This window comes from Chryseobacterium gilvum (assembly GCF_025628965.1).
In the GTDB taxonomy this organism is placed as follows: Bacteria; Bacteroidota; Bacteroidia; order Flavobacteriales; family Weeksellaceae; genus Chryseobacterium; species Chryseobacterium gilvum.
Genome location: NZ_JAOTEN010000001.1, coordinates 183,846 through 202,547 on the forward strand (window position 1 = coordinate 183,846; position 18,702 = coordinate 202,547).

18 protein-coding genes are annotated in these 18,702 nt (G+C 37.4%); 3 read left to right on the forward strand and 15 right to left on the reverse strand.

What is annotated here, in order from left to right:
* Positions 1–3 precede the first annotated feature (3 nt).
* The 3 genes from N0B16_RS00880 (at position 4) to N0B16_RS00890 (ending at position 5,858) form a co-directional block, all read left to right on the forward strand.
* Positions 4–4,800, forward strand: coding sequence for a translocation/assembly module TamB domain-containing protein (locus N0B16_RS00880; protein ID WP_262988834.1), 4,797 nt, complete (start codon positions 4–6; stop codon positions 4,798–4,800).
* A 135-nt stretch (positions 4,801–4,935) separates the two neighbouring features.
* On the forward strand, positions 4,936–5,406 hold the full coding sequence (locus N0B16_RS00885) for an Lrp/AsnC family transcriptional regulator (RefSeq protein WP_047446659.1): 471 nt from the start codon (positions 4,936–4,938) through the stop codon (positions 5,404–5,406).
* A 68-nt stretch (positions 5,407–5,474) separates the two neighbouring features.
* Positions 5,475–5,858 carry a hypothetical protein gene (locus N0B16_RS00890; protein ID WP_262988835.1) on the forward strand — a complete coding sequence of 128 codons (384 nt, stop codon included), beginning with the start codon at positions 5,475–5,477 and terminating at the stop codon, positions 5,856–5,858.
* 105 nt (positions 5,859–5,963) lie between these two features.
* Here the strand turns inward: N0B16_RS00890 and N0B16_RS00895 are convergent, their stop codons facing one another.
* From N0B16_RS00895 to asnB, 15 genes are all read right to left on the reverse strand, one after another.
* Positions 5,964–6,908 carry a transketolase family protein gene (locus N0B16_RS00895; RefSeq protein WP_262988836.1) on the reverse strand — a complete coding sequence of 315 codons (945 nt, stop codon included), beginning with the start codon at positions 6,906–6,908 and terminating at the stop codon, positions 5,964–5,966.
* Between the two features lie 79 nt (positions 6,909–6,987).
* Positions 6,988–7,839, reverse strand: coding sequence for a transketolase (locus N0B16_RS00900; RefSeq protein WP_262988837.1), 852 nt, complete (start codon positions 7,837–7,839; stop codon positions 6,988–6,990).
* Between the two features lie 98 nt (positions 7,840–7,937).
* Positions 7,938–8,453 (reverse strand): hypothetical protein, encoded by a 516-nt coding sequence (locus tag N0B16_RS00905; RefSeq protein ID WP_262988838.1) that lies wholly within the window; start codon positions 8,451–8,453, stop codon positions 7,938–7,940.
* 30 nt (positions 8,454–8,483) lie between these two features.
* Complete coding sequence (locus tag N0B16_RS00910; protein WP_262988839.1) at positions 8,484–10,058, reverse strand: sodium:solute symporter; 1,575 nt, start codon at positions 10,056–10,058, stop codon at positions 8,484–8,486.
* 119 nt (positions 10,059–10,177) lie between these two features.
* On the reverse strand, positions 10,178–10,459 hold the full coding sequence (locus tag N0B16_RS00915) for a GNAT family N-acetyltransferase (protein WP_262988840.1): 282 nt from the start codon (positions 10,457–10,459) through the stop codon (positions 10,178–10,180).
* A gap of 1 nt (position 10,460) precedes the next feature.
* Positions 10,461–10,859 carry an OsmC family protein gene (locus N0B16_RS00920; protein WP_262988841.1) on the reverse strand — a complete coding sequence of 133 codons (399 nt, stop codon included), beginning with the start codon at positions 10,857–10,859 and terminating at the stop codon, positions 10,461–10,463.
* Positions 10,859–11,077 carry a (4Fe-4S)-binding protein gene (locus tag N0B16_RS00925; protein ID WP_262988842.1) on the reverse strand — a complete coding sequence of 73 codons (219 nt, stop codon included), beginning with the start codon at positions 11,075–11,077 and terminating at the stop codon, positions 10,859–10,861. Before N0B16_RS00925 ends, N0B16_RS00920 begins: the two co-directional genes overlap by 1 nt.
* Position 11,078: 1 nt before the next feature.
* A complete protein-coding gene (locus tag N0B16_RS00930; protein ID WP_262988843.1) occupies positions 11,079–11,657 on the reverse strand; it encodes a TMEM175 family protein in 579 nt (192 codons plus the stop codon).
* Positions 11,654–12,190: an NADPH-dependent FMN reductase gene (locus N0B16_RS00935; RefSeq protein WP_262988844.1), complete on the reverse strand. Its 537-nt coding sequence runs from the start codon at positions 12,188–12,190 to the stop codon at positions 11,654–11,656. The genes N0B16_RS00930 and N0B16_RS00935 overlap by 4 nt, the downstream gene beginning before the upstream one ends.
* A gap of 18 nt (positions 12,191–12,208) precedes the next feature.
* Positions 12,209–13,081: a subclass B3 metallo-beta-lactamase gene (gene bla / locus N0B16_RS00940; RefSeq protein WP_262988845.1), complete on the reverse strand. Its 873-nt coding sequence runs from the start codon at positions 13,079–13,081 to the stop codon at positions 12,209–12,211.
* Position 13,082: 1 nt separating this feature from the next.
* Positions 13,083–13,985, reverse strand: coding sequence for a pirin family protein (locus N0B16_RS00945; RefSeq protein WP_262988846.1), 903 nt, complete (start codon positions 13,983–13,985; stop codon positions 13,083–13,085).
* A gap of 67 nt (positions 13,986–14,052) precedes the next feature.
* On the reverse strand, positions 14,053–14,370 hold the full coding sequence (locus N0B16_RS00950; RefSeq protein WP_262988847.1) for a GNAT family N-acetyltransferase: 318 nt from the start codon (positions 14,368–14,370) through the stop codon (positions 14,053–14,055).
* A gap of 166 nt (positions 14,371–14,536) precedes the next feature.
* Positions 14,537–15,940, reverse strand: a complete 1,404-nt coding sequence (locus N0B16_RS00955; RefSeq protein WP_262988848.1) for an MFS transporter — start codon at positions 15,938–15,940, stop codon at positions 14,537–14,539.
* A 95-nt stretch (positions 15,941–16,035) separates the two neighbouring features.
* Positions 16,036–16,851 (reverse strand): hypothetical protein, encoded by an 816-nt coding sequence (locus N0B16_RS00960; protein ID WP_262988849.1) that lies wholly within the window; start codon positions 16,849–16,851, stop codon positions 16,036–16,038.
* A gap of 142 nt (positions 16,852–16,993) precedes the next feature.
* Positions 16,994–18,661 (reverse strand): asparagine synthase B, encoded by a 1,668-nt coding sequence (asnB, locus tag N0B16_RS00965; RefSeq protein WP_262988850.1) that lies wholly within the window; start codon positions 18,659–18,661, stop codon positions 16,994–16,996.
* Between the last annotated feature and the right edge of the window lie 41 nt (positions 18,662–18,702).

The following is an 18,702-nucleotide window of genomic DNA, read 5'->3' on the forward strand; positions in this document are numbered from 1 at the left end:
GTAATGGCAAAGTTAGAGAATAATAACGAAAATGAGCATAAAAAATCGGTAGCAGAAAACCTGGGTGATCAGGTGCAGAAGACTGTTGGTAATGTTCAGGAGACTGTGAAAGAAGCTTCCGCACTTGCTTCTGATGCCATAAAACATCCAATAGATACCGCACAGGAATTCGGAAAACAGGCTGCAAAAGATGTGACAAGTTATTCTTGGTGGGCAAGGCTTTTACTGGTCTTATTTTGGACTGTTCTTTCTATTGTAATTTTGGTTTTTATTGCCATCAATCTTCCGGTGACCAAAAGATGGGCTGCAGATCAGGCATTACAAATCGTCAACAGAGATTTTAAAGCTGAAATGACTACCGAAAGTGTAGAAGTTGATTTTTTTGGCGATGTGACTATAAAAGGATTACGAATAAAAGATTATAAAGGCCTGGAATTTATTAAAGCCCGGGAATTTATTGCGAATTCTGACTGGTTTTCTCTTGCAACCAATGTTGGAAAGAACAATTCCCTAAGCTTTAATGCTTTAACGCTTAAAAATGCCGATATAAAAGTCATTACCTACAAAGGCGACAGCATTTCAAATTTTATCCGTTTTACAAAACTGTTTGACAGCGGCAAGAAAAAAGATCCTTCAAAACCGCCTTTCCAGCTCAATTCAAGATTGGATATTATAGATTCTAAAGTTTCTATTGTTAATCAGAATTCACCGGGCGAACCCGGAAAATGGCTTACCGCCACCAATGTAAATTTAAGAGCACCAAAAGTAAAAGTAAACGGGATTAATATTTCAGCTCAGATCAATAATTTTACATTTACCACAAAAAGATGGGGAAAATCACATTTTGTAGAAACTTTTTCTACAGAGCTCTCCATGACGCAGGATTTCCTGTTTCTAAGAGATCTCACCCTCAATACAGATCATTCTCTTCTGCAGGGAGATATCAAATTTAATCTTAACAAAGGTTCATGGGCAGATTTTGCAGATAAAGTAAGATGGGATATGAATCTTATTCAGGGAAGTCAGCTGAGCGGCTATGACATCAGTTATTTTGTAACCAGATGGGATAATTTTATTCCTTTTAATGTCTCAGGAAAAATGGATGGCCCACTGAACAAATTTACGCTGGATAATTTTCTGATCCGAAATCCGTCAGTAAATATTGCCGCCAAAAAAATGATGGTGACCAATTTACTGAAAGGCAATTTTCTGATAGAAACCAACAATCTTTCCGCAGATTTCACCTATAAAGATTTAAAAGCCATGATGCCTTCTTTCATTGCTACTAAGATGAAAACTTTCGCAGATGATTTTGGGAAACTGAAATACAACGGAACTGCAAAAGTAAATCCGAAACAAGTCTATATCGCTTCCGGAAACCTGATGACCGGAATAGGGCAGGCAAAAATTTCTAATTTTTCACTGACAGATTACAGTTCGCCTTTGCCAAAATATGCAGGATATGCAGAAGTTAAAGACTTAAATACATTCGTCATTACTAAAAATAAAGCAGTAGGACTCATTTCAGGAAAATTTAATCTGAACGGACAGAGCTTTGATGTCAAAACCATGCGTCTGAGTACAAAATCTCAGATTTCAAGCATTGAAATTATGAATAAGGAAATCAATAATCTATATCTCGACGGATTATTGGATCACCGGAAATACAACGGGTTAATCACCGTAAACGATGAGCAGGCAAAAGCAACCGTAAAAGGACTTATTGATTTCAGTACTTCAAGAATTTCTGCCGATGTAAAGGCGGATGTAAGGTACCTGAATATGAATTATTTTGCAGATAAACCAGGCAATCAGATCGTAAGCGGCCAGGTTAACGGAAAAATGTCGATGACTACCCTTAATGATTTAAATCTGGATGTTGAAGCGAATAATATCAATTTTGCAACGGCTACACAACGGTATTTAATTCCTAATGCAAAGGTGAAAACCTTTATAGAAGGAGGAAACCGGGTGATTGATGTGATTGCTCCGGGCGCCGTTGATGGTAAGATTTCCGGGAAATATAACCTTGCGGATCTCGCAGGAATGGTAGAGAACGGATTAGGAAAAATTTTAGTGGGACCACCGCCCAGAAAATTATACCGCGGACAGAATTTTACCATGAATTTTAATGTTCAGCAGGGATTGGTAAGCTATTTTATGCCGGATCTCAAAATTCCTCAGGGAGCATCTGTTAACGGAGAATATGATGGAAATTCAAATAACCTGATTTTAAATCTTGATGCCGCTGCCCTGAAATATGTAATGACCAAAAAGGAGGAGATTTCTGATGCCGATATTGCTTTGGCAAAAGCCAACCCTGAGTATAAAGTAAACGAAAGGGAAAATATTACCAGAGACAGTGCATTGGTCGATAGCGTCATGGTGAGAATTAATACGGCAAATCTCGATCAGCAGCTGTATGCGAAGGTTAAAAGAATTGAATATAACAAGAATATACTGAAAGATTTTACGCTCACGGGTAAAAACGAAAACAATACGTTACTTCGCATCGCGACCAATTTTAAACATGGCAGTCCGGAGGATGAGCTGGATGATAATCTGAAGACTTACGCTATCAATTTTAATCAGTCTACCAATCCTGCAGGAGATTATGTTTTCAGGTTTGAACCTACGGAAGTGAGCTTTAATAATGTAAAATGGGCCATTGACACATCACCGGAATTGGATCATTATATAAGCTACAGAAAAAAAACCCAGGATTTTGAAATTAAAAATCTGAGGATTTATTCAGACCAGAGCTCATTACTGATTAATGAATCTACTTTTAAATCTGCAAAAGACTTTTACGTAGACGCAGAAGTGAAAGATTTTGCCGTTGAAAAGCTTCTGGAAATGCAGGCCGGAGGAAATCCCATGGATATAAAAGGCCTTGCCAACGGAAGCGTGAAAATTAAAATGGATAAAAGTACACTGCAGCCCCTGATCGATTTAACGGTTGATGATATTATGATGAATGGAAATGATATGGGCGACCTTACCGTTTCTGCCGTCAACGGATATTCGCTCAATGTGTATGATGTGGATGTCAAAGTAACTTCAGCAGGCGTAATTGGTAATAATAATCTTCATTTAACAGGTACTGTCAACAATAATACGTCTTCACCTACGATTGATCTGATTACCGAATTAAGGGATTTTGATCTCGCTTTTACACAACAATTTGTACAGACGATTTTCGGAAACCTGAGAGGAAAAGCAACCGGTGATCTCAAGATCAACGGAACCCTGAAGAATCTTGATTACAGCGGAGATATTGCACTGAAAGAATTTGGTTTAAAGCTTCTGTTTACGGGGGTTGATTATTCTTTTGATGATACGGTAATCCCTTTAACTAAAGGTTTGGCGATCCTGAACAATATCGGAGTTCATGACGGACGAACCAATTCTAAAGGAACCATTTCCGGGGCGATCCAGTTTGAAACGTTATCTTCAATGGGTGTCAACCTCGTGATGAGAGCAGATAATTTACTGATGTTGAGCACCACCCAGAAAGATTACGATTTATTTTGGGGGAGAGTATATGGACAGGGCGATTTATACGTCGACGGGCCGGTTTCTGCGCTGAATTTGTCAACCCCAAATATGAAAGCATTGAATGGGAGTACATTCACCTTTAACTCAAGCTCTACTTCAAATGTGGAAGAATTTAAAATGCTGAGGTTTTTAAAAGAAGGGAAAAACGGTCTTGTTACCTTAGAAGAGAAAAAGAAATCCGGAGCCAATATGAATATTGATTTCAGCCTGGATGTCGATAAAGGAACTACCGTAAATGTTTTGGTAGGAGATGATGTGGGAAATATTACAGTGAAAGGAATTGCGGATGACCTCAGATTCCAGATGAGCAGACAGGGAAATATTGCGATGAATGGCACTTATATGGTAGAAAGTGGAACTTTTGTGTCTAAAGCCATTTTGAATAAAACCTTCCAGATTCAGAAAGAGAGCAGTATCCGCTGGGATGGTAATGCCATGAAACCTGCTTTGGATATTACCGCCAATTATGTAAGAATGGTTTCTAATGCAGGAGAATACCTCAATATGGGGCAGCTTCAGCCGATCAGTATTTTACTACAGGCCAATATTACCAATACCTTAAACGATCCCGATATTGCGTTAAATGTGACTGCTTTGGACGTTTCCAGCCAGGTTAAAGAAACGTTGGCCGCAAAAATCAATCAGACGGAAGGAGAAAATGTATTGCAGTTCGGTTCTATTTTATTGTTAAACAGCTTTAATGTTTCCAATACGGGAGGAGTAGATATTGATGCGGTAGGCGTGGCAGAATCTTCAGGATATAACATGCTGCTAAAACAGTTGGGATCTGTCCTTAATACGATGAGTAACGAATTTCAGATTGATCTCAATTACGTAAAAGGAGATCAGTATTCGAATACGGGAGACCGAGCTAATGCAGGTCTCAGTTTTGCACTTTCTCCGAGAATAAAAGTAAAAACCGGTCTCGGTATACCGCTTACGAAAACAGAAGGAGCGGGAACTGACACGAATAATTATCTCTCCGGAGAAGGATCTGTAGAATATGATATTTCTAAAAAAAATGACGGGACTTTAATTCTCAGAGGATATTCTAAACCTACCAATATAGGAATGGGAGCAGGAACTACAGGTACCAACGGATCTGCAAATCAAGCATATGGTGGTGGTATTGTATGGAGCAAAAGCTTCAATTCATTGTTTAAACGAAATAAAAAAAGTAAAAAACAAAGCACTGTTTCATCTGCTGTAAAAACAGATTCCGTAAAAACAAAGGGTAAATAGTCAGAATATTTTAATGATTTTTATCATCCATGTTAATTATTGTTAATGTTTGATATAATTTTTTTAGTTAAATTATTTTTTCTAATTTTGTAAAAAATTTATTGATTTTTTAGGAAAAATATAATTTCACTCATTATGAACTATCAACTGGACGAAATAGACAAGAAAATTCTTGATTTCTTAGTAGAAAATACGAGAATGCCTTTTACAGAAATTGCAAAACAGATGGATGTATCTGCAGGAACAATCCACGTAAGGGTAAAGAAAATGGAAGATGCAGGTATTATTTTAGGATCCTCACTTAATTTGGATTACGGTAAACTAGATTACCATTTTACCGCTTTTATAGGAATTCTTTTAACGAAATCAAACCGCACACAAGAGGTTTTGAAAGAATTGGGAACAATCCCGAACGTAGTAGAAGCAAGCGTAATCTCAGGTAAATACAATATTTTCTGTAAGGTAAAAGCCAAAAATACGGAAGACGCCAAAAAGATTATATATCAGATCGACGATATACAGGATGTGATGAGAACGGAAAGTATGATCTCAATGGAAGAATTCTTAAGTGATAAAAACAGATTGATCAACGCAATCTCTATTTAATCACATTTTAAGCGATATAAATTACAAAGAACTTATGAAATGTTTCATAAGTTCTTTATTTTTGCAGTATGGAAAAAGAATACAGTTATTTTGATGAAGACCCGAAAAAAGGTTTGGGATTTATTCTGGCATTGGCCGCATTATTACTGTTTACCATTATGGGAGTAGGAATTGATGTGGATGAATACCTGCAGCACGAATTTCTCAATATCCCGAAATGGTATTTTTACTTTATTTTCTCCATAGATATTCTGATGATAGTCAGTTTAGCATTAATTTATTTTTACCGAAAAGTAGGAATTTTCACCTTCCCAGTTTTACTGCTGTTACATTTTTTTATGCATAACTATTACCTTTCTACTTTTTTATACACAGATGTGACCAATCTGTTTCTTTTTACAGGCTTCGGAATGTTGGCGATTATTCCGAAATGGAAATTTTTCAGATCATAATTTAAGATTAAGAAGTTTCATTCACTTCATTGAAATTAAAACGTATTCTATAAAATAAAAAAGCATCCAAATCTGGATGCTTTTTTTTATTTTAAAGAAAATCTATTATGCTAAAATTCTTTTTACTGCTTCCACTACGGCTGCAGCGTCGATTTTATATTTTTTCATCAGTTCGGCAGGGGTTGCAGACTCGCCGAATGTATCGTTTACCGCTACAAATTCCTGTCTTGTAGGTCTTTTTCTTGCCAGCATTCCGGCAATTGATTCTCCTAAACCACCTAAATAATTATGCTCTTCAGCCGTTACGATTTTACCGGTTTTCTCAACTGATTTTAAGATGATTTCTTCGTCTAGCGGCTTGATGGTGTGAATATTGATCACTTCACAAGAGATTCCCTCTTTTTCAAGCTCTTCAGCGGCAACCAGAGATTCCCAAACCAAGTGACCGGTTGCAACGATCGTTACGTCAGTTCCTTCCTGAAGTAAAATCCCTTTTCCGATTTCGAAAGGCATATCTTCCGGTATGAAGACAGGAACAGTCGGTCTTCCGAATCTTAAATAAACAGGGCCTTCAAAATCTGCAATCGCAATCGTAGCCGCTTTAGTCTGGTTATAATCGCAAGGATTGATTACCGTCATTCCCGGAAGCATTTTCATCATTCCGATGTCTTCCAAAACCTGATGGGTCGCTCCGTCTTCTCCTAAAGTAAGGCCTGCGTGAGAAGCACAGATTTTTACATTTTTATTAGAATAGGCAATCGACTGGCGAATCTGGTCATACACTCTTGAAGTAGAGAAGTTGGCGAACGTTCCTGTAAAAGGAATTTTTCCTGTAATGCTTAAGCCTGCAGCAAGTCCCATCATGTTGGCTTCTGCAATCCCTGCCTGGAAAAATCGCTCAGGTGCCTTTTCAATGAATTTTTCCATTTTTAAAGAACCGATAAGATCTGCGCAAAGTGCTACTACATTAGGGTTTTTATCTGCCAGTTCTGCCAATCCGGCCCCGAATCCTGAACGGGTATCTTTTTTTTCTGTATATGTATATTTCATGAGAAGTTTTAAATTTTGTAGAGTCATGTAACCTTCCGGTTTTATTTACTCTTATTAATTAGATTTTATTGCCGATTAATTAATAATCAGCCGGGGCTTCTAGGTACAACTGTTTAAAAGCGGTATCCAGCTGCTCATCATTTGGAGCTTTACCGTGCCAAGCGTGAGTTCCCATCATGTAATCAATTCCAAATCCCATTTCGGTATGCAGAATAATGGCAACAGGCTTTTCTTTTCCTGTTTCTGTTTTTGCTTTTTCCAGAATACCAATCACCGCCTCAAGATCGTTTCCGTTTTTTTCTTCCAAAACAGTCCACCCGAAAGCTTCCAGTTTTGCATGGAGATTTCCTAAACTTAATACATCATCGGTATCACCGTCAATCTGGCGTCCGTTATAATCAATGGTTGAGATGATATTATCAACTTTGTTTGCTGCTGCATACATCAGTGCTTCCCAGATTTGTCCTTCCTGCAATTCTCCGTCTCCATGAAGAGAAAATACCAAAGAATCATCACCGTCTAATTTTTTCCCCTGGGCAACGCCAAGCGCAACAGAAAGTCCCTGACCCAAAGATCCTGATGCAATCCGGATTCCCGGCAAACCTTCATGAGTAGTGGGATGGCCCTGTAATCTTGAATCTAATTTTCTGAAAGTACTTAATTCAGCTACCGGAAAAAAATCAAATCTTGCCAGTGTAGAATAGAAGACCGGTGAAATATGCCCGTTTGAAAGATAAAAATGATCTTCATTCTTGCCTTCCATGGTGAACGGAAGATTATAATTCATGATTTTACCGTACAGCGCTGTAAAATATTCGGTACAGCCTAAACTTCCTCCCGGATGCCCCGAATTCACAGCATGAACCATTCTTAAAATGTCTCTTCTGATTTGTGTTGTAAGAGATTTCAGCTCTTCAATACTTTTACTCATATATTAGGATTTATTTGCGTGCGAATTTACAATTTTTTAGTGGCTTTTGGAAATGTAAAAATCCGGAAGTAAACTCCGGATTCTGAATATGATATTGTTTAACAGCCTTCATTAATGGATACCCATAGTTCTGTAACGAGGTTATTGACGATTTTAAAACTTAATGTCGTTCCCGCATCTAAATCATTTAATACAAAATGGCTTATATTTTTCTGCTGGTTTCCTTTGTCGTCCCAACCTGGGTAGACACTGTAGCTTGCATAGTTTTTATATGCATTAATCACCTCATCTTTGGTGCTTCCGACTCCGATTCCGCTTTTTGTCCTGAATTTTTTGCTGGTTGTCGAAAGGCCCTGAATCATAAGCTGGCCAGTTTCTTTCCCATTTTGATCGTAGTTCTGAGAAGTCGCAATTAAGATAGTTTCACCTTTGTATTGTACAATATTTTTGAGTTCGTAGTCGGTTTGTTTAAGCTTCGTGCCCAATTGTTCGGCTTCATCATTTTTCATAAACATTTTATAAGGCCCGATTCTTAAGGTGGAAACTTCGAAATCCTGGGCGGTAATAAAGCTGAATGTAAATAAGCACAGGAGTAAATGGATCATTTTTTTCATAGAGTATGTTTTTTAATATTCTTTAAAGACCTACACCAACTTTAGATACTGCTTGTTTTTTACCAGCCACAACCCGATAAAGGTGATTAATCCGTTTAAAATAATCAGCTCTACGCCAATTCTGTAATCAGTATATGTAGTTACCGATAGATTAATAATGTACGTAAGAATCGGAGCTAACAGGGTCACCGCAAGAATGGAATATTTTCTTGAAATCTGAAATTTGGTGAAAATCCCGAACGCGAAAAGTCCTAAAAGCGGTCCGTATGTATATCCTGCAATTTCCATAATAAGGTACACGATTGATTTATCATTCATCATTTTAAAAATCATAATCAAAACAAAGAAAACAATGGTAAATGTTAAATGCACCTTCATACGGAGACGTTTTTTCTGTTTTTCTGTTTTTGTTTTATTGTCGTTAAGATTGAGTAAATCTACACAGTAAGAACTGGTGACAGCGGTTAAAGCTCCATCTGCAGAAGGAAATAAAGCAGAGATAAGCCCAATAATGAAAATCACAGAAATAATCATCGGGAAATGTCCCTGAAGTGATAGGGAAGGGAAAAGATCATCTCCCATGATATTTTTTACAGTTCCGGTGCTGTCTTTAAACCCGAAAATATCTGAGATCACTTCTTTGCCTTCAATGATGTTGGTTATTTTGGCATATTCAGCCCCGTTTTGTAATGCAAAAAGATAAAGCAGGCCGCCTAAAAATAAAAAGGCGAGGTTGACAAAAAGGAGTGTTCCTGCAAAAGTGAGCATATTTTTCTTGGAATTCTGCAGATTGTCAACAGAGATATTTTTTTGCATCATTTCCTGATCAAGCCCGGTCATGGCAATCGTGATGAAAATTCCCCCTAAAATGGTTTTCAGGAAAAATGTTTTGGAATTGGGATCAAAATTGATAAAATGGGTATAGTTTTTCTGTTCTAATATGGTATAAGCTTCTCCAAAAGATAAATTGAGATGAGATAAAATATAAATAATACAGGCAACAAGACTGATAATCATAAACGAAGTTTGCAGCGTATCGGTAATCACAATCGTTTTCACTCCGCCTTCAAAGGTATATAAAAGAACCATCAGCAAAAGCACTGCGGCAGTGAGCCAGAATGGTACTCCCAAACCTTCCAGTAAAAATATCTGCAAAACATTCACGACAAGGTACAGTCTCGCCGTTGCACCGATGGCTCTGGAAATGATGAAGAAAATAGACCCGATTTTGTGCGCTTCTACATTGAATCTTTTTCCTAAATACGTGTAAATCGATGTAAGATTCATCTTATAATAGAGGGGAAGCAGAATGGCCGCAACAATAAAATACCCGATGAAAAACCCGATCACCATCATATAATATTCGAAACCGCCGAAAATATATTCGCTTCCTGTCATTTTTCCGACTGTTCCCGGTACGGAAATAAAGGTGACGCCACTTAAACTCGTCCCGATCATTCCGAAGGCAACGAGCCACCATTTGCTTTTTTTATTGCCGATGAAAAACGACTGGTTGTCAGAATTTCGGCTGGTAAAATAAGAAATGACCAATAATCCGATAAAATAAACAAAAACAAAAAGCAAAAGAATCGTTCCGGAATTCATATCTGTATTTAAATTTCAGCAAATATAGTTTTTTGGATCACAATTGCGAAATATAATGGAAAAACCCTTCCAGCGTTTTAAACGCTGGAAGGGTTGTATGTTGAAAAATCATCGTTGAATTAGAGTACGTCCTGCAAATCCGGGTTTTTCTGAAAAGTTGCTTTCGCAAACGGACACAGCGGAATTATTTTTTTATTGTTTTTCCTTGCAAAATCTACTGCGGCCAGAAGCATTTCTTTTCCCACTCCTTTACCGTTAAATTCTTCCTCTACTTCTGTATGATCAATAATGAATCTTTCTTCACCGGCCCAAGTGTAAGTCATTAAGCCCGCTTTTTTGCCTTCTACTGAGGCTTCAAAGCTTCCGTGCTTGTCGTCGTTGTTTTGTTTTACGTCTATCATACTATATAAAATTAGTGTTAATCTTTATATTATTGGTTAAAATTTTGTGAACCGGACATGCATCTGCAATGGTATGAAGTCTTTTCATCTGATCTTCATTCAGATCTGCGCCTTCAAAACCAATTATTCTTTTAAAAATGCAAAGTTTCGTTAGAGGAAAATTTTCTAATTCTACCTCTACATTTATTTTTTCAACATCCCATTCTTTCCGGTCAATGTACATTCTCAAAGTCGCAGCAGTACAGCTAGCCAAAGAGGTAGCCAAGATTTCAAAAGGATTAAAGCCTTTGTTTTGTCCTCCTCTATCAATAGGCTCATCGGTAATCAGCGTATTTTCTCCGGCAATTACCTCAGTGTAGTATTTTGTTTTTCCTAAGCTTGCTTTTACGGTTACTGCCATTATTTATCGGTGTTAAATTTGTAGCTTAATGCTCCGGAAGGGCATAAGTCAATTTGGTTTTTAAGCTCTTCAGGAGTTGCATTTTCCACTTTTATCCAAGGTCTTTCTTGTGGATTGTACACTTGAGGAAGCGTTTTTACACAAAGAGCCGCGTGAATGCATTTTTTCGGCTGCCAGATAACGGTGATGTCGCCGTTGACATATTCGTGTGTGTCCATATTAATCTTCTTTTAATGATTTTTCAATTCTTTTATCAGGAATCAGCCATATGACAGCAACAACATAATAAAGACCTATCGCCACATAAGGATAAAAAAACGAAGCCGCGATCCCTAAAATATAGAATGCAATAGAGATATATTCTTTAAATTTAGAATGGATTGCATTTTTTAACCTCGAATTTTCGTTTTCATTTTTCAGGATTAAATTTTCCATAATCGTATAGGCGATCGCACACATAATCAGTCCAAATCCATAAACAGTCACAGGATTTTTCGCAAAATGGGTCTCACCGATCCATTCGGTTGCAAAAGGCATGAGCGAAAGCCAGAAAAGCAAGTGAAGATTGGCCCATAAAACGCCTCCATTAATCTTTTTTGCTGCCTGAAACAAGTGATGATGATTATTCCAGTATATTCCGATGTATAAAAAACTGAAAATATAGGCTAGAAATTTAGGAATAAGAGGTTGCAGGCTTTGCCAGTCATCTCCTTCAGGCACTTTTAATTCCAGAACCATGATGGTGATGATAATTGCCAGAACACCGTCGCTGAAAGCTTCTAATCTTCCTTTTGTCATTTGCTTTTAACCTGATTTTTAAAATTTTCTATTTTATTGTTTAATTCTTTCAGCAATTCGGGATCGATTACGCCGCTTTCCAGATCAAAATTTTCATAAAATTTAGGAAGTGAAAATGTTTCTTTTACTTCGGCTGCAAATTGCGGGAAAAAGGTTTTTGCGGTATTCATTACATTTCCTCCACCGTAGCCGCCGGGAGAAGTGCTCATCAGAAACATCGGCTTGTTCTGAAAAACTTTCACATTGATTCTGGAAGCCCAGTCAAATACATTTTTAAAAGCTGCCGCGTAAGAACGGTTATGCTCTGCAAGAGAGCAAATAATAACATCACATTCTTCTATTTGTTTTAAAAACCGGTGCGCCTCTTCCGGAAAGCCTTTCTTTTCGAGATCTACAGAAAAAACAGGCATTGTAAAATCGTTAAGGTCAATAAAATTAATCTCTTCCTCAGGAAAGCTTTTCAAAACAAATTTTACCAGTTCCCGGTTGATCGATGTGGAAGAAGTGCTTCCTGCAAATGCGAATATTTTCATAGCTACTAATAATTACGGTTATTTTTCTGCTGAATCCTGTTTTACTTTTTCCAGATAATCTGCTTCTAATTTTCCAAGTTTCTGAAAATACAATTGCTTATCTGTAAACAGTTCAGGATTATAAACATCTCCCGGTTTTCGTTTCATATGCAGATCAAACTGGCTTGCATGAGAAGCTACCCAGATATCAAAATCTACATTTTTCATCGCTTTGAATGTCTCAGCATAATCATTCTGAATGCTTTGATATTCTTTTACTTCAGAAAATTTCCTGTCAATAATGATGGAAGGCATATTGGCAATTAACACTTTATAGGTTTGATTTTTATCTTTGGTTTCAAATAAAAAGCTGCAAGATCCTTTTGTATGTCCCGGATGATGAAGCAGTGTCAAAGTAGTGTTTCCAAGTTTTATTTTGTCGTTGTTTCTTAATAGAAAATCAGGCTGTACAGGTTTGAAAGTAACTCCGTATTTTCCAATTTCGTAATCAGATTTTCCTCCGCTTTTTAATTCTGCGGCATCCTTTTCATCCACATAAAGCTTTGCACCTGTTTCTTTTTTGATTTCAGCCATTGCACCCATGTGATCAAAATGGGCCTGGGTAAGGGTTAAAATCTTGATATCCTTATAATTAAAACCAAGTTTTTTAATATTATTCTTGATCATCGGGAGAGAATCTGCTAATCCGGTATTGATAAGAATATTTCCCTTATCAGTAACAATCAGATAGGAAGCCAAATCGTAGGTTCCTACGTAATACAGATTTCCCGCAATTCTGAACGGTTCGTATGTTTTTGACCATTCTTCGGGATTATTTTTAGGTTCACTCACTGTCTGAGCATTACATACAAAGGATATGATCACTAATAATGCAAGGATTATTCTTTTCATTTTAAGATTTTCTTTTTAGAATTGCTTTCGGAAGCGGAACATATTCAAGCTCATCACCGGGAACAAGTGGAAATGCATCATGGTTCTGATCGTTCCAGTCTACTTTTGCCTGATCTATTAAATCTTTATCTGAACTTACAAAGTTCCAGAATATGAAACGTTCTTCATCAAAAGGCTCGCCTCCAAAAAGATAGACGGTTGCATTTTCACTCATTTCAAACTCGCAAAGCTGAGTGTTTTTCGCAATTAATAATTGTTTTGAGCCATAAGAATTCCCATCTGTGGTAATCGTGCCGTCTAAAACATACATTGCAGCTTCACCGTATAAATCTTTTCCGATACTGATTTTCTGCGCTGTTTTAGTTTTGATTTCTATGAAAAATAATTTGCTGTGCACCGGGACCGGAGATTTTTTTCCGAAAGCTTCTCCGGCAATTAATTTATATTGAATTCCATCCTCTTCCCAAACCGGAAGTTCGGCTGCTTCGATGTGATGGAAGCTCGGCTCAGACTGTTCCAGATGTTTCGGAAGTCCTACCCAGATCTGAAATCCGTGCATTTTTTTATCGGTATGTCTCAGATATTCCGGTGTTCTTTCTGAGTGTACAACGCCTTTTCCGGCAGTCATCCAGTTTACGGCGCCCGGTTTGATCTCAAGCGCGCTTCCGATGCTGTCTCTGTGAAAGATTGATCCTTCCAGAAGATACGTTAACGTAGAAAGACCGATATGGGGATGTGGCGGAACGTCCAGATTCTGAAAGTCTTTCAGTTCTGCGGGTCCCATGTGATCTATAAACACAAAAGGTCCTACCGCTCTTTTTTCTCGGAAAGGCAATAATCTTCCCACTAAAAAATTTCCTATATCTGCTGATTTTTCTTCTATGATGAGGCCGATGTTTGACATAAAGATTCTTCGTTTTTTGAATAATGCTAATTTACTTATAATTTCCTATTGTAAGATTTACTCACTATTAAAGTTGATCATATCCTTCAAATCTTTCATCTACAATACGTTTCCACTCCGGATGTTTCTTAATGAATGCAAAAACATAAGGACAAAATGGCAATAATTTTTTTTCGCTGTTTTCAATGTATTGCAGGGTTTTTTCAACAACTGCGGCTGCAGCTCCTGTCCCGGCAAGTTCCGGCTCTGCTTCGGTGTGGATAAGAGCGATCTGAAGAGAGGTTTCTTTATAAACAATAGAAGCAAAATGGCTGTCGATTTCTATTTCAAATCTTTTTTTTGCTTCGTTTTTTACTAAAGGAATGCTTTCAAATTCTGTTTTCATAATTCTATTTTATATAAATGATGTCGGTGAATGTGAAGACTATTGTATTCACTGACTTTGAAACAAAAATAGAACAATTAGAAATATAGGGTATTGATGTGTGTTAATTTAAGCAAGATTTTTAATTCGGTGAAACTCAATAATACATTAAAATAAGAAGTCATATTTACTCTTCAGATTTCATATTTCTTCCGTCTGAAACATGTAATCTCCTGAAAACCAGGCTTGATAAGATGGTAAGCGTACCTACCGTAAGAAATGTGTACCGAAAGGCGTTGTGCGTTTCATATTTAATTAGATCCGGACTGCTTTCATAAAGCTTTAAAACAATCAGCCCAAATGCGATCCCGAATCCTATCGCCAATTGCTGATTGACAGAGAGTAAAGAATTTCCGCTGCTGGTCTGGAAATTACGAAGATCTGCTATAGAGATCGTATTCATTGAAGTAAACTGTATCGAATTGAAAAATCCTAAAACCGCAATAATCGGAATAAACCAAAACAGGGAAGTGTGAATATCCGGAATGGCAAGACAGCAGATCAAAATACCGATTATTAAAGTATTGAGCATCAAAGTTCTTTTGTATCCGTACGTATTAAGAATTCTGATCACGGAAGATTTTCCAAACATTGCGGTTAGCGCCATCGGTGCCACAATCCATCCGGATGTGACGGCTGACTGATGGTATGCAATCTGGATCATTAAAGGTAATAATAAAGGGACCGAACTGATTCCCAGCCGCGTTGCGAGATTTCCCACAATGCCTACCCGAAAAGTACGAACCTGAAATAAACTTAACGGAAAAATAGGATTGCCTCTTTTTTTTGCATGTCTGTAATAATAGTACAGAAATAAGAAACCCAGAATAAAAACCAGTAAAACCGGGGTGATGTTCTGTATCCCTCCAAATAGTTCTAAAGAAATGGAAAGTAGGAGAGAAGCGGCGGCAAAAATCAAAAATCCTTTTACATCAAAATCGGTGTCTTTCGAATTGTAGTTGGGCATATATTTTGCGCCTAAGATAATTCCTACAATCCCAATCGGGATGTTGATCAGAAAAATCCAGTGCCACGAAAGATAATCGACGATGTATCCTCCTACCAATGGCCCCAAAACCGGGCCTATCAATGCAGGAATAATGGCAAAATTCATTGCTTTGAGCAGTTCGTTCCTGTCAAATGTTTTAATTAAAGCCAGTTTTCCGACAGGGGTCATCAAGCTTCCTCCGACCCCCTGAATAACCCGTGAAATAACCAGTTGCGTAAGATTTTGGGAAACGGCGCAGAATAAAGATCCTATGCTGAACAGAACGAGTGCCGCTATAAAAACTTTTCTAGTTCCGAACCGGTCTGCCAGAAATCCGCTTGCGGGCATGAAAACAGCTAAAGTCAGTACATAACTGATAATCGTGTTCTGCATATTGAGCGGAGACTCCTGAAGATCTCTTGCAATTGATGGCAAAGAGGTGTTCAGAATCGTAGAATCCAGCATCTGCATGAAAATAGCAGTCGCAAGAATCAGAGGGAGCACTTTCTTTACGGTTTGTCTTGGGGAAGTTTTTGCGGGCATGGTTAAGTTCAAACCAAATTGTACACCATTTATGAAATTTGAATCGTAAAATGTATTTAATTAAAAAGTCCTGTGAAATTCACAGGACTTTTTAATTATTTTTTAGGCTTTTCTACTCCTATCCATGCTTCTCCGGTTCTTTTAACCTGGCTCAGCGTAAAGTTTTCGAAATCATCCGTTTTATATTCTATATTATCTACATTCTGCTCAAAAGGCATGATGTAATAAAAATCTTTATCGGTTTTATCTGCTTTAGTCCCTTTTTTTACTGTAGGCATATATTTTTCCTGAAATTTATATTTCGGTAAATACTGTTTAAGCGAAGCATAAAATTGTTTGTTGTCTTTTTCGTTCGGAATGATGCTTACGATTTTATAGTCATCCTTCTTTTTATCAATCCAAAGATAATAATTCTGCTCAGCGCCTGTTTTTTTGTTTAATGAGGCAAATCCGAAAAATTCTTTAGGTACCAGTTCTTTGATTTTTTCAGGATCTACTTTTGTGAAATATTCTCCCTGGGAAGGATCTACATACGTTTCCAGGTTGTACATCAAAACGGCATTGTTCTGGAAATTTTTATTTTTAAAATATTGATCCAGAGATAATTCTGCAGTGTTTCTGAGCTCCTTACCTCTGTCATCAAGCTTTTTGGTAGGATTCTGAGGGTTCACTTTTTTTACAAACTCATATAATACAACAGGTTTTACATCTTTAAGGTGAGGATATGTTTTTAGCTGTTCTGCTTTTACCAGCCAGTAATATTGCTGGTAATAATCTTCTTTATCACCAGGTTTTACACTTTTATAGGTTAAAGCCAGTTTTTTTGAATTGAGATACTTCCCATATTTACCTTGCCCGAAAGCAAATGTTATAGAAAGCAAAGCAAAAAAAATAGTAATATTTCTTTTCATTGTACAACAGAGATTTTTTTATTTTCCAAATATAATTATTTATTAGATAATAATTTTAATTGTTGGTTAAATTATCAAAATATTATTGCTTTTATTGAATAAAAAATCCTGTACAGATACAGGATTAATAAATTATTTGATTTTAATAAGAAGTTTCATGCACTTTTACAGCTCTTCCACTCGGATCATTCATTTTTTTGAAAGCTTCATCCCATTCCAATGCTACAGGAGTAGAACATGCGACTGAGGGTACAGAAGGCACAGTTTCGGCAGCGGCTTCACTGGGGAAGTGTTCTTCAAAAATAGTTCTGTATCTATATTCTTCTTTGTTTTGTGGGGTGTTTACCGGAAATCTGAATTTCGCATTGGCCATCATTTCATCAGTCACGTATTTTTCGGCAACTTCTTTCAAAGTATCAATCCATGAATATCCCACACCGTCGGAAAACTGTTCTTTCTGTCTCCATGCAATAGATTCCGGCAATAGATCTTCAAAAGCTTTTCTTAGTACCCATTTCTCAATTTTTCCTTCAGATATATTGATCATTTTATCCTGCGGATTGACGTTCATCGCAATATCCATGAATTCTTTATCCAGGAACGGAACTCTCCCTTCAATTCCCCAGCTCATCAACGCTTTGTTGGCCCTTAAGCAATCATAAAGATGAAGTTTGCCTAATTTTCTTACGGTTTCATCATGAAATTCCTTCGCATTCGGAGCTTTGTGAAAATATAAATATCCACCGAACAGTTCATCGGCACCTTCTCCTGAAAGCACCATTTTGATTCCCATCGATTTTATCACTCTTGCCAGTAAATACATTGGGGTAGATGCCCGGATTGTGGTAACGTCGTAGGTTTCAAGATGATAAATGACATCACGGATCGCATCTAGGCCTTCCTGTACGGTAAAATGTACTTCATGATGTACAGAACCGATATGCTCTGCCGCGTTTTTCGCTGCCGCTAAATCGGGTGAACCCACTAATCCCACTGCGAAACTGTGCAGTCTGGGATACCACGCTTCCTGGGTATCACCGCTCTCAACCCTCTGTCTAGCATATTTTGCCGTAATCGCTGAAATAATGGAAGAATCTAATCCCCCGGAAAGCAAAACACCATATGGAACATCACTCATCAACTGTCTGTGGACCGCATCTTCCAGCCCTTTTCTGATGACCGAAATTTCTGTGACATGATCTTTTACAGCATGATAATTTTCCCAGTCTCTTGTGTACCATTGCTGAAGCTCTTTTCCTTCCGCACTGTAAAGATAATGACCGGGTAAAAAAGTTTCAATGCTTTTACAAATACCTTCCAGCGCCTTTAGTTCTGAAGCGACATAGTAGTTCCCATTTTTATCCCATCCTTGGTACAACGGACAAATTCCCATGTGGTCTCTTGCAATGAGATAAACATCTTTTTCCAGGTCATATAAGGCAAATGCAAAAATTCCGTTTAATTTTTCGATAAAATTCGTTCCGTATTTTTGATATAGTGCTATAATCACTTCACAATCAGACTGGGTTTTAAACTGATCTTCTGAAAACTCTTCTTTTAATCCTTGATGATTGTAAATTTCTCCGTTGACGGCTAAAACAATCTTTCCATCTATAGAAAATAAGGGTTGTTTTCCGGAAGCCGGATCTACGATGGCCAATCTTTCATGAGAAAACATTATTTTTTCATTTTGAAAAACTCCGCTCCAATCCGGGCCGCGATGACGGATTTTTTTTGACATTTCCAAGACTTGAGGCCTCAATACTTCAGTTGGCTGTTTTGCATCAAACAAACATACGATTCCACACATTTTTTATATATTTAAAACAAAACTAGTATTTGTGTTTATAA

Excerpts from the sequence above, each read along its gene's own strand:
- N0B16_RS00880 (WP_262988834.1), top strand. The coding sequence starts at position 4 with ATGGCAAAGTTAGAGAATAATAACGAAAATGAGCATAAAAAATCGGTA.
- N0B16_RS00885 (WP_047446659.1), top strand. The coding sequence starts at position 4,936 with ATGAACTATCAACTGGACGAAATAGACAAGAAAATTCTTGATTTCTTA.
- N0B16_RS00890 (WP_262988835.1), top strand. The coding sequence starts at position 5,475 with ATGGAAAAAGAATACAGTTATTTTGATGAAGACCCGAAAAAAGGTTTG.
- N0B16_RS00895 (WP_262988836.1), bottom strand. The coding sequence starts at position 6,908 with ATGAAATATACATATACAGAAAAAAAAGATACCCGTTCAGGATTCGGG.
- N0B16_RS00900 (WP_262988837.1), bottom strand. The coding sequence starts at position 7,839 with ATGAGTAAAAGTATTGAAGAGCTGAAATCTCTTACAACACAAATCAGA.
- N0B16_RS00905 (WP_262988838.1), bottom strand. The coding sequence starts at position 8,453 with ATGAAAAAAATGATCCATTTACTCCTGTGCTTATTTACATTCAGCTTT.
- N0B16_RS00910 (WP_262988839.1), bottom strand. The coding sequence starts at position 10,058 with ATGAATTCCGGAACGATTCTTTTGCTTTTTGTTTTTGTTTATTTTATC.
- N0B16_RS00915 (WP_262988840.1), bottom strand. The coding sequence starts at position 10,459 with ATGATAGACGTAAAACAAAACAACGACGACAAGCACGGAAGCTTTGAA.
- N0B16_RS00920 (WP_262988841.1), bottom strand. The coding sequence starts at position 10,859 with ATGGCAGTAACCGTAAAAGCAAGCTTAGGAAAAACAAAATACTACACT.
- N0B16_RS00925 (WP_262988842.1), bottom strand. The coding sequence starts at position 11,077 with ATGGACACACACGAATATGTCAACGGCGACATCACCGTTATCTGGCAG.
- N0B16_RS00930 (WP_262988843.1), bottom strand. The coding sequence starts at position 11,657 with ATGACAAAAGGAAGATTAGAAGCTTTCAGCGACGGTGTTCTGGCAATT.
- N0B16_RS00935 (WP_262988844.1), bottom strand. The coding sequence starts at position 12,190 with ATGAAAATATTCGCATTTGCAGGAAGCACTTCTTCCACATCGATCAAC.
- bla (WP_262988845.1), bottom strand. The coding sequence starts at position 13,081 with ATGAAAAGAATAATCCTTGCATTATTAGTGATCATATCCTTTGTATGT.
- N0B16_RS00945 (WP_262988846.1), bottom strand. The coding sequence starts at position 13,985 with ATGTCAAACATCGGCCTCATCATAGAAGAAAAATCAGCAGATATAGGA.
- N0B16_RS00950 (WP_262988847.1), bottom strand. The coding sequence starts at position 14,370 with ATGAAAACAGAATTTGAAAGCATTCCTTTAGTAAAAAACGAAGCAAAA.
- N0B16_RS00955 (WP_262988848.1), bottom strand. The coding sequence starts at position 15,940 with ATGCCCGCAAAAACTTCCCCAAGACAAACCGTAAAGAAAGTGCTCCCT.
- N0B16_RS00960 (WP_262988849.1), bottom strand. The coding sequence starts at position 16,851 with ATGAAAAGAAATATTACTATTTTTTTTGCTTTGCTTTCTATAACATTT.
- asnB (WP_262988850.1), bottom strand. The coding sequence starts at position 18,661 with ATGTGTGGAATCGTATGTTTGTTTGATGCAAAACAGCCAACTGAAGTA.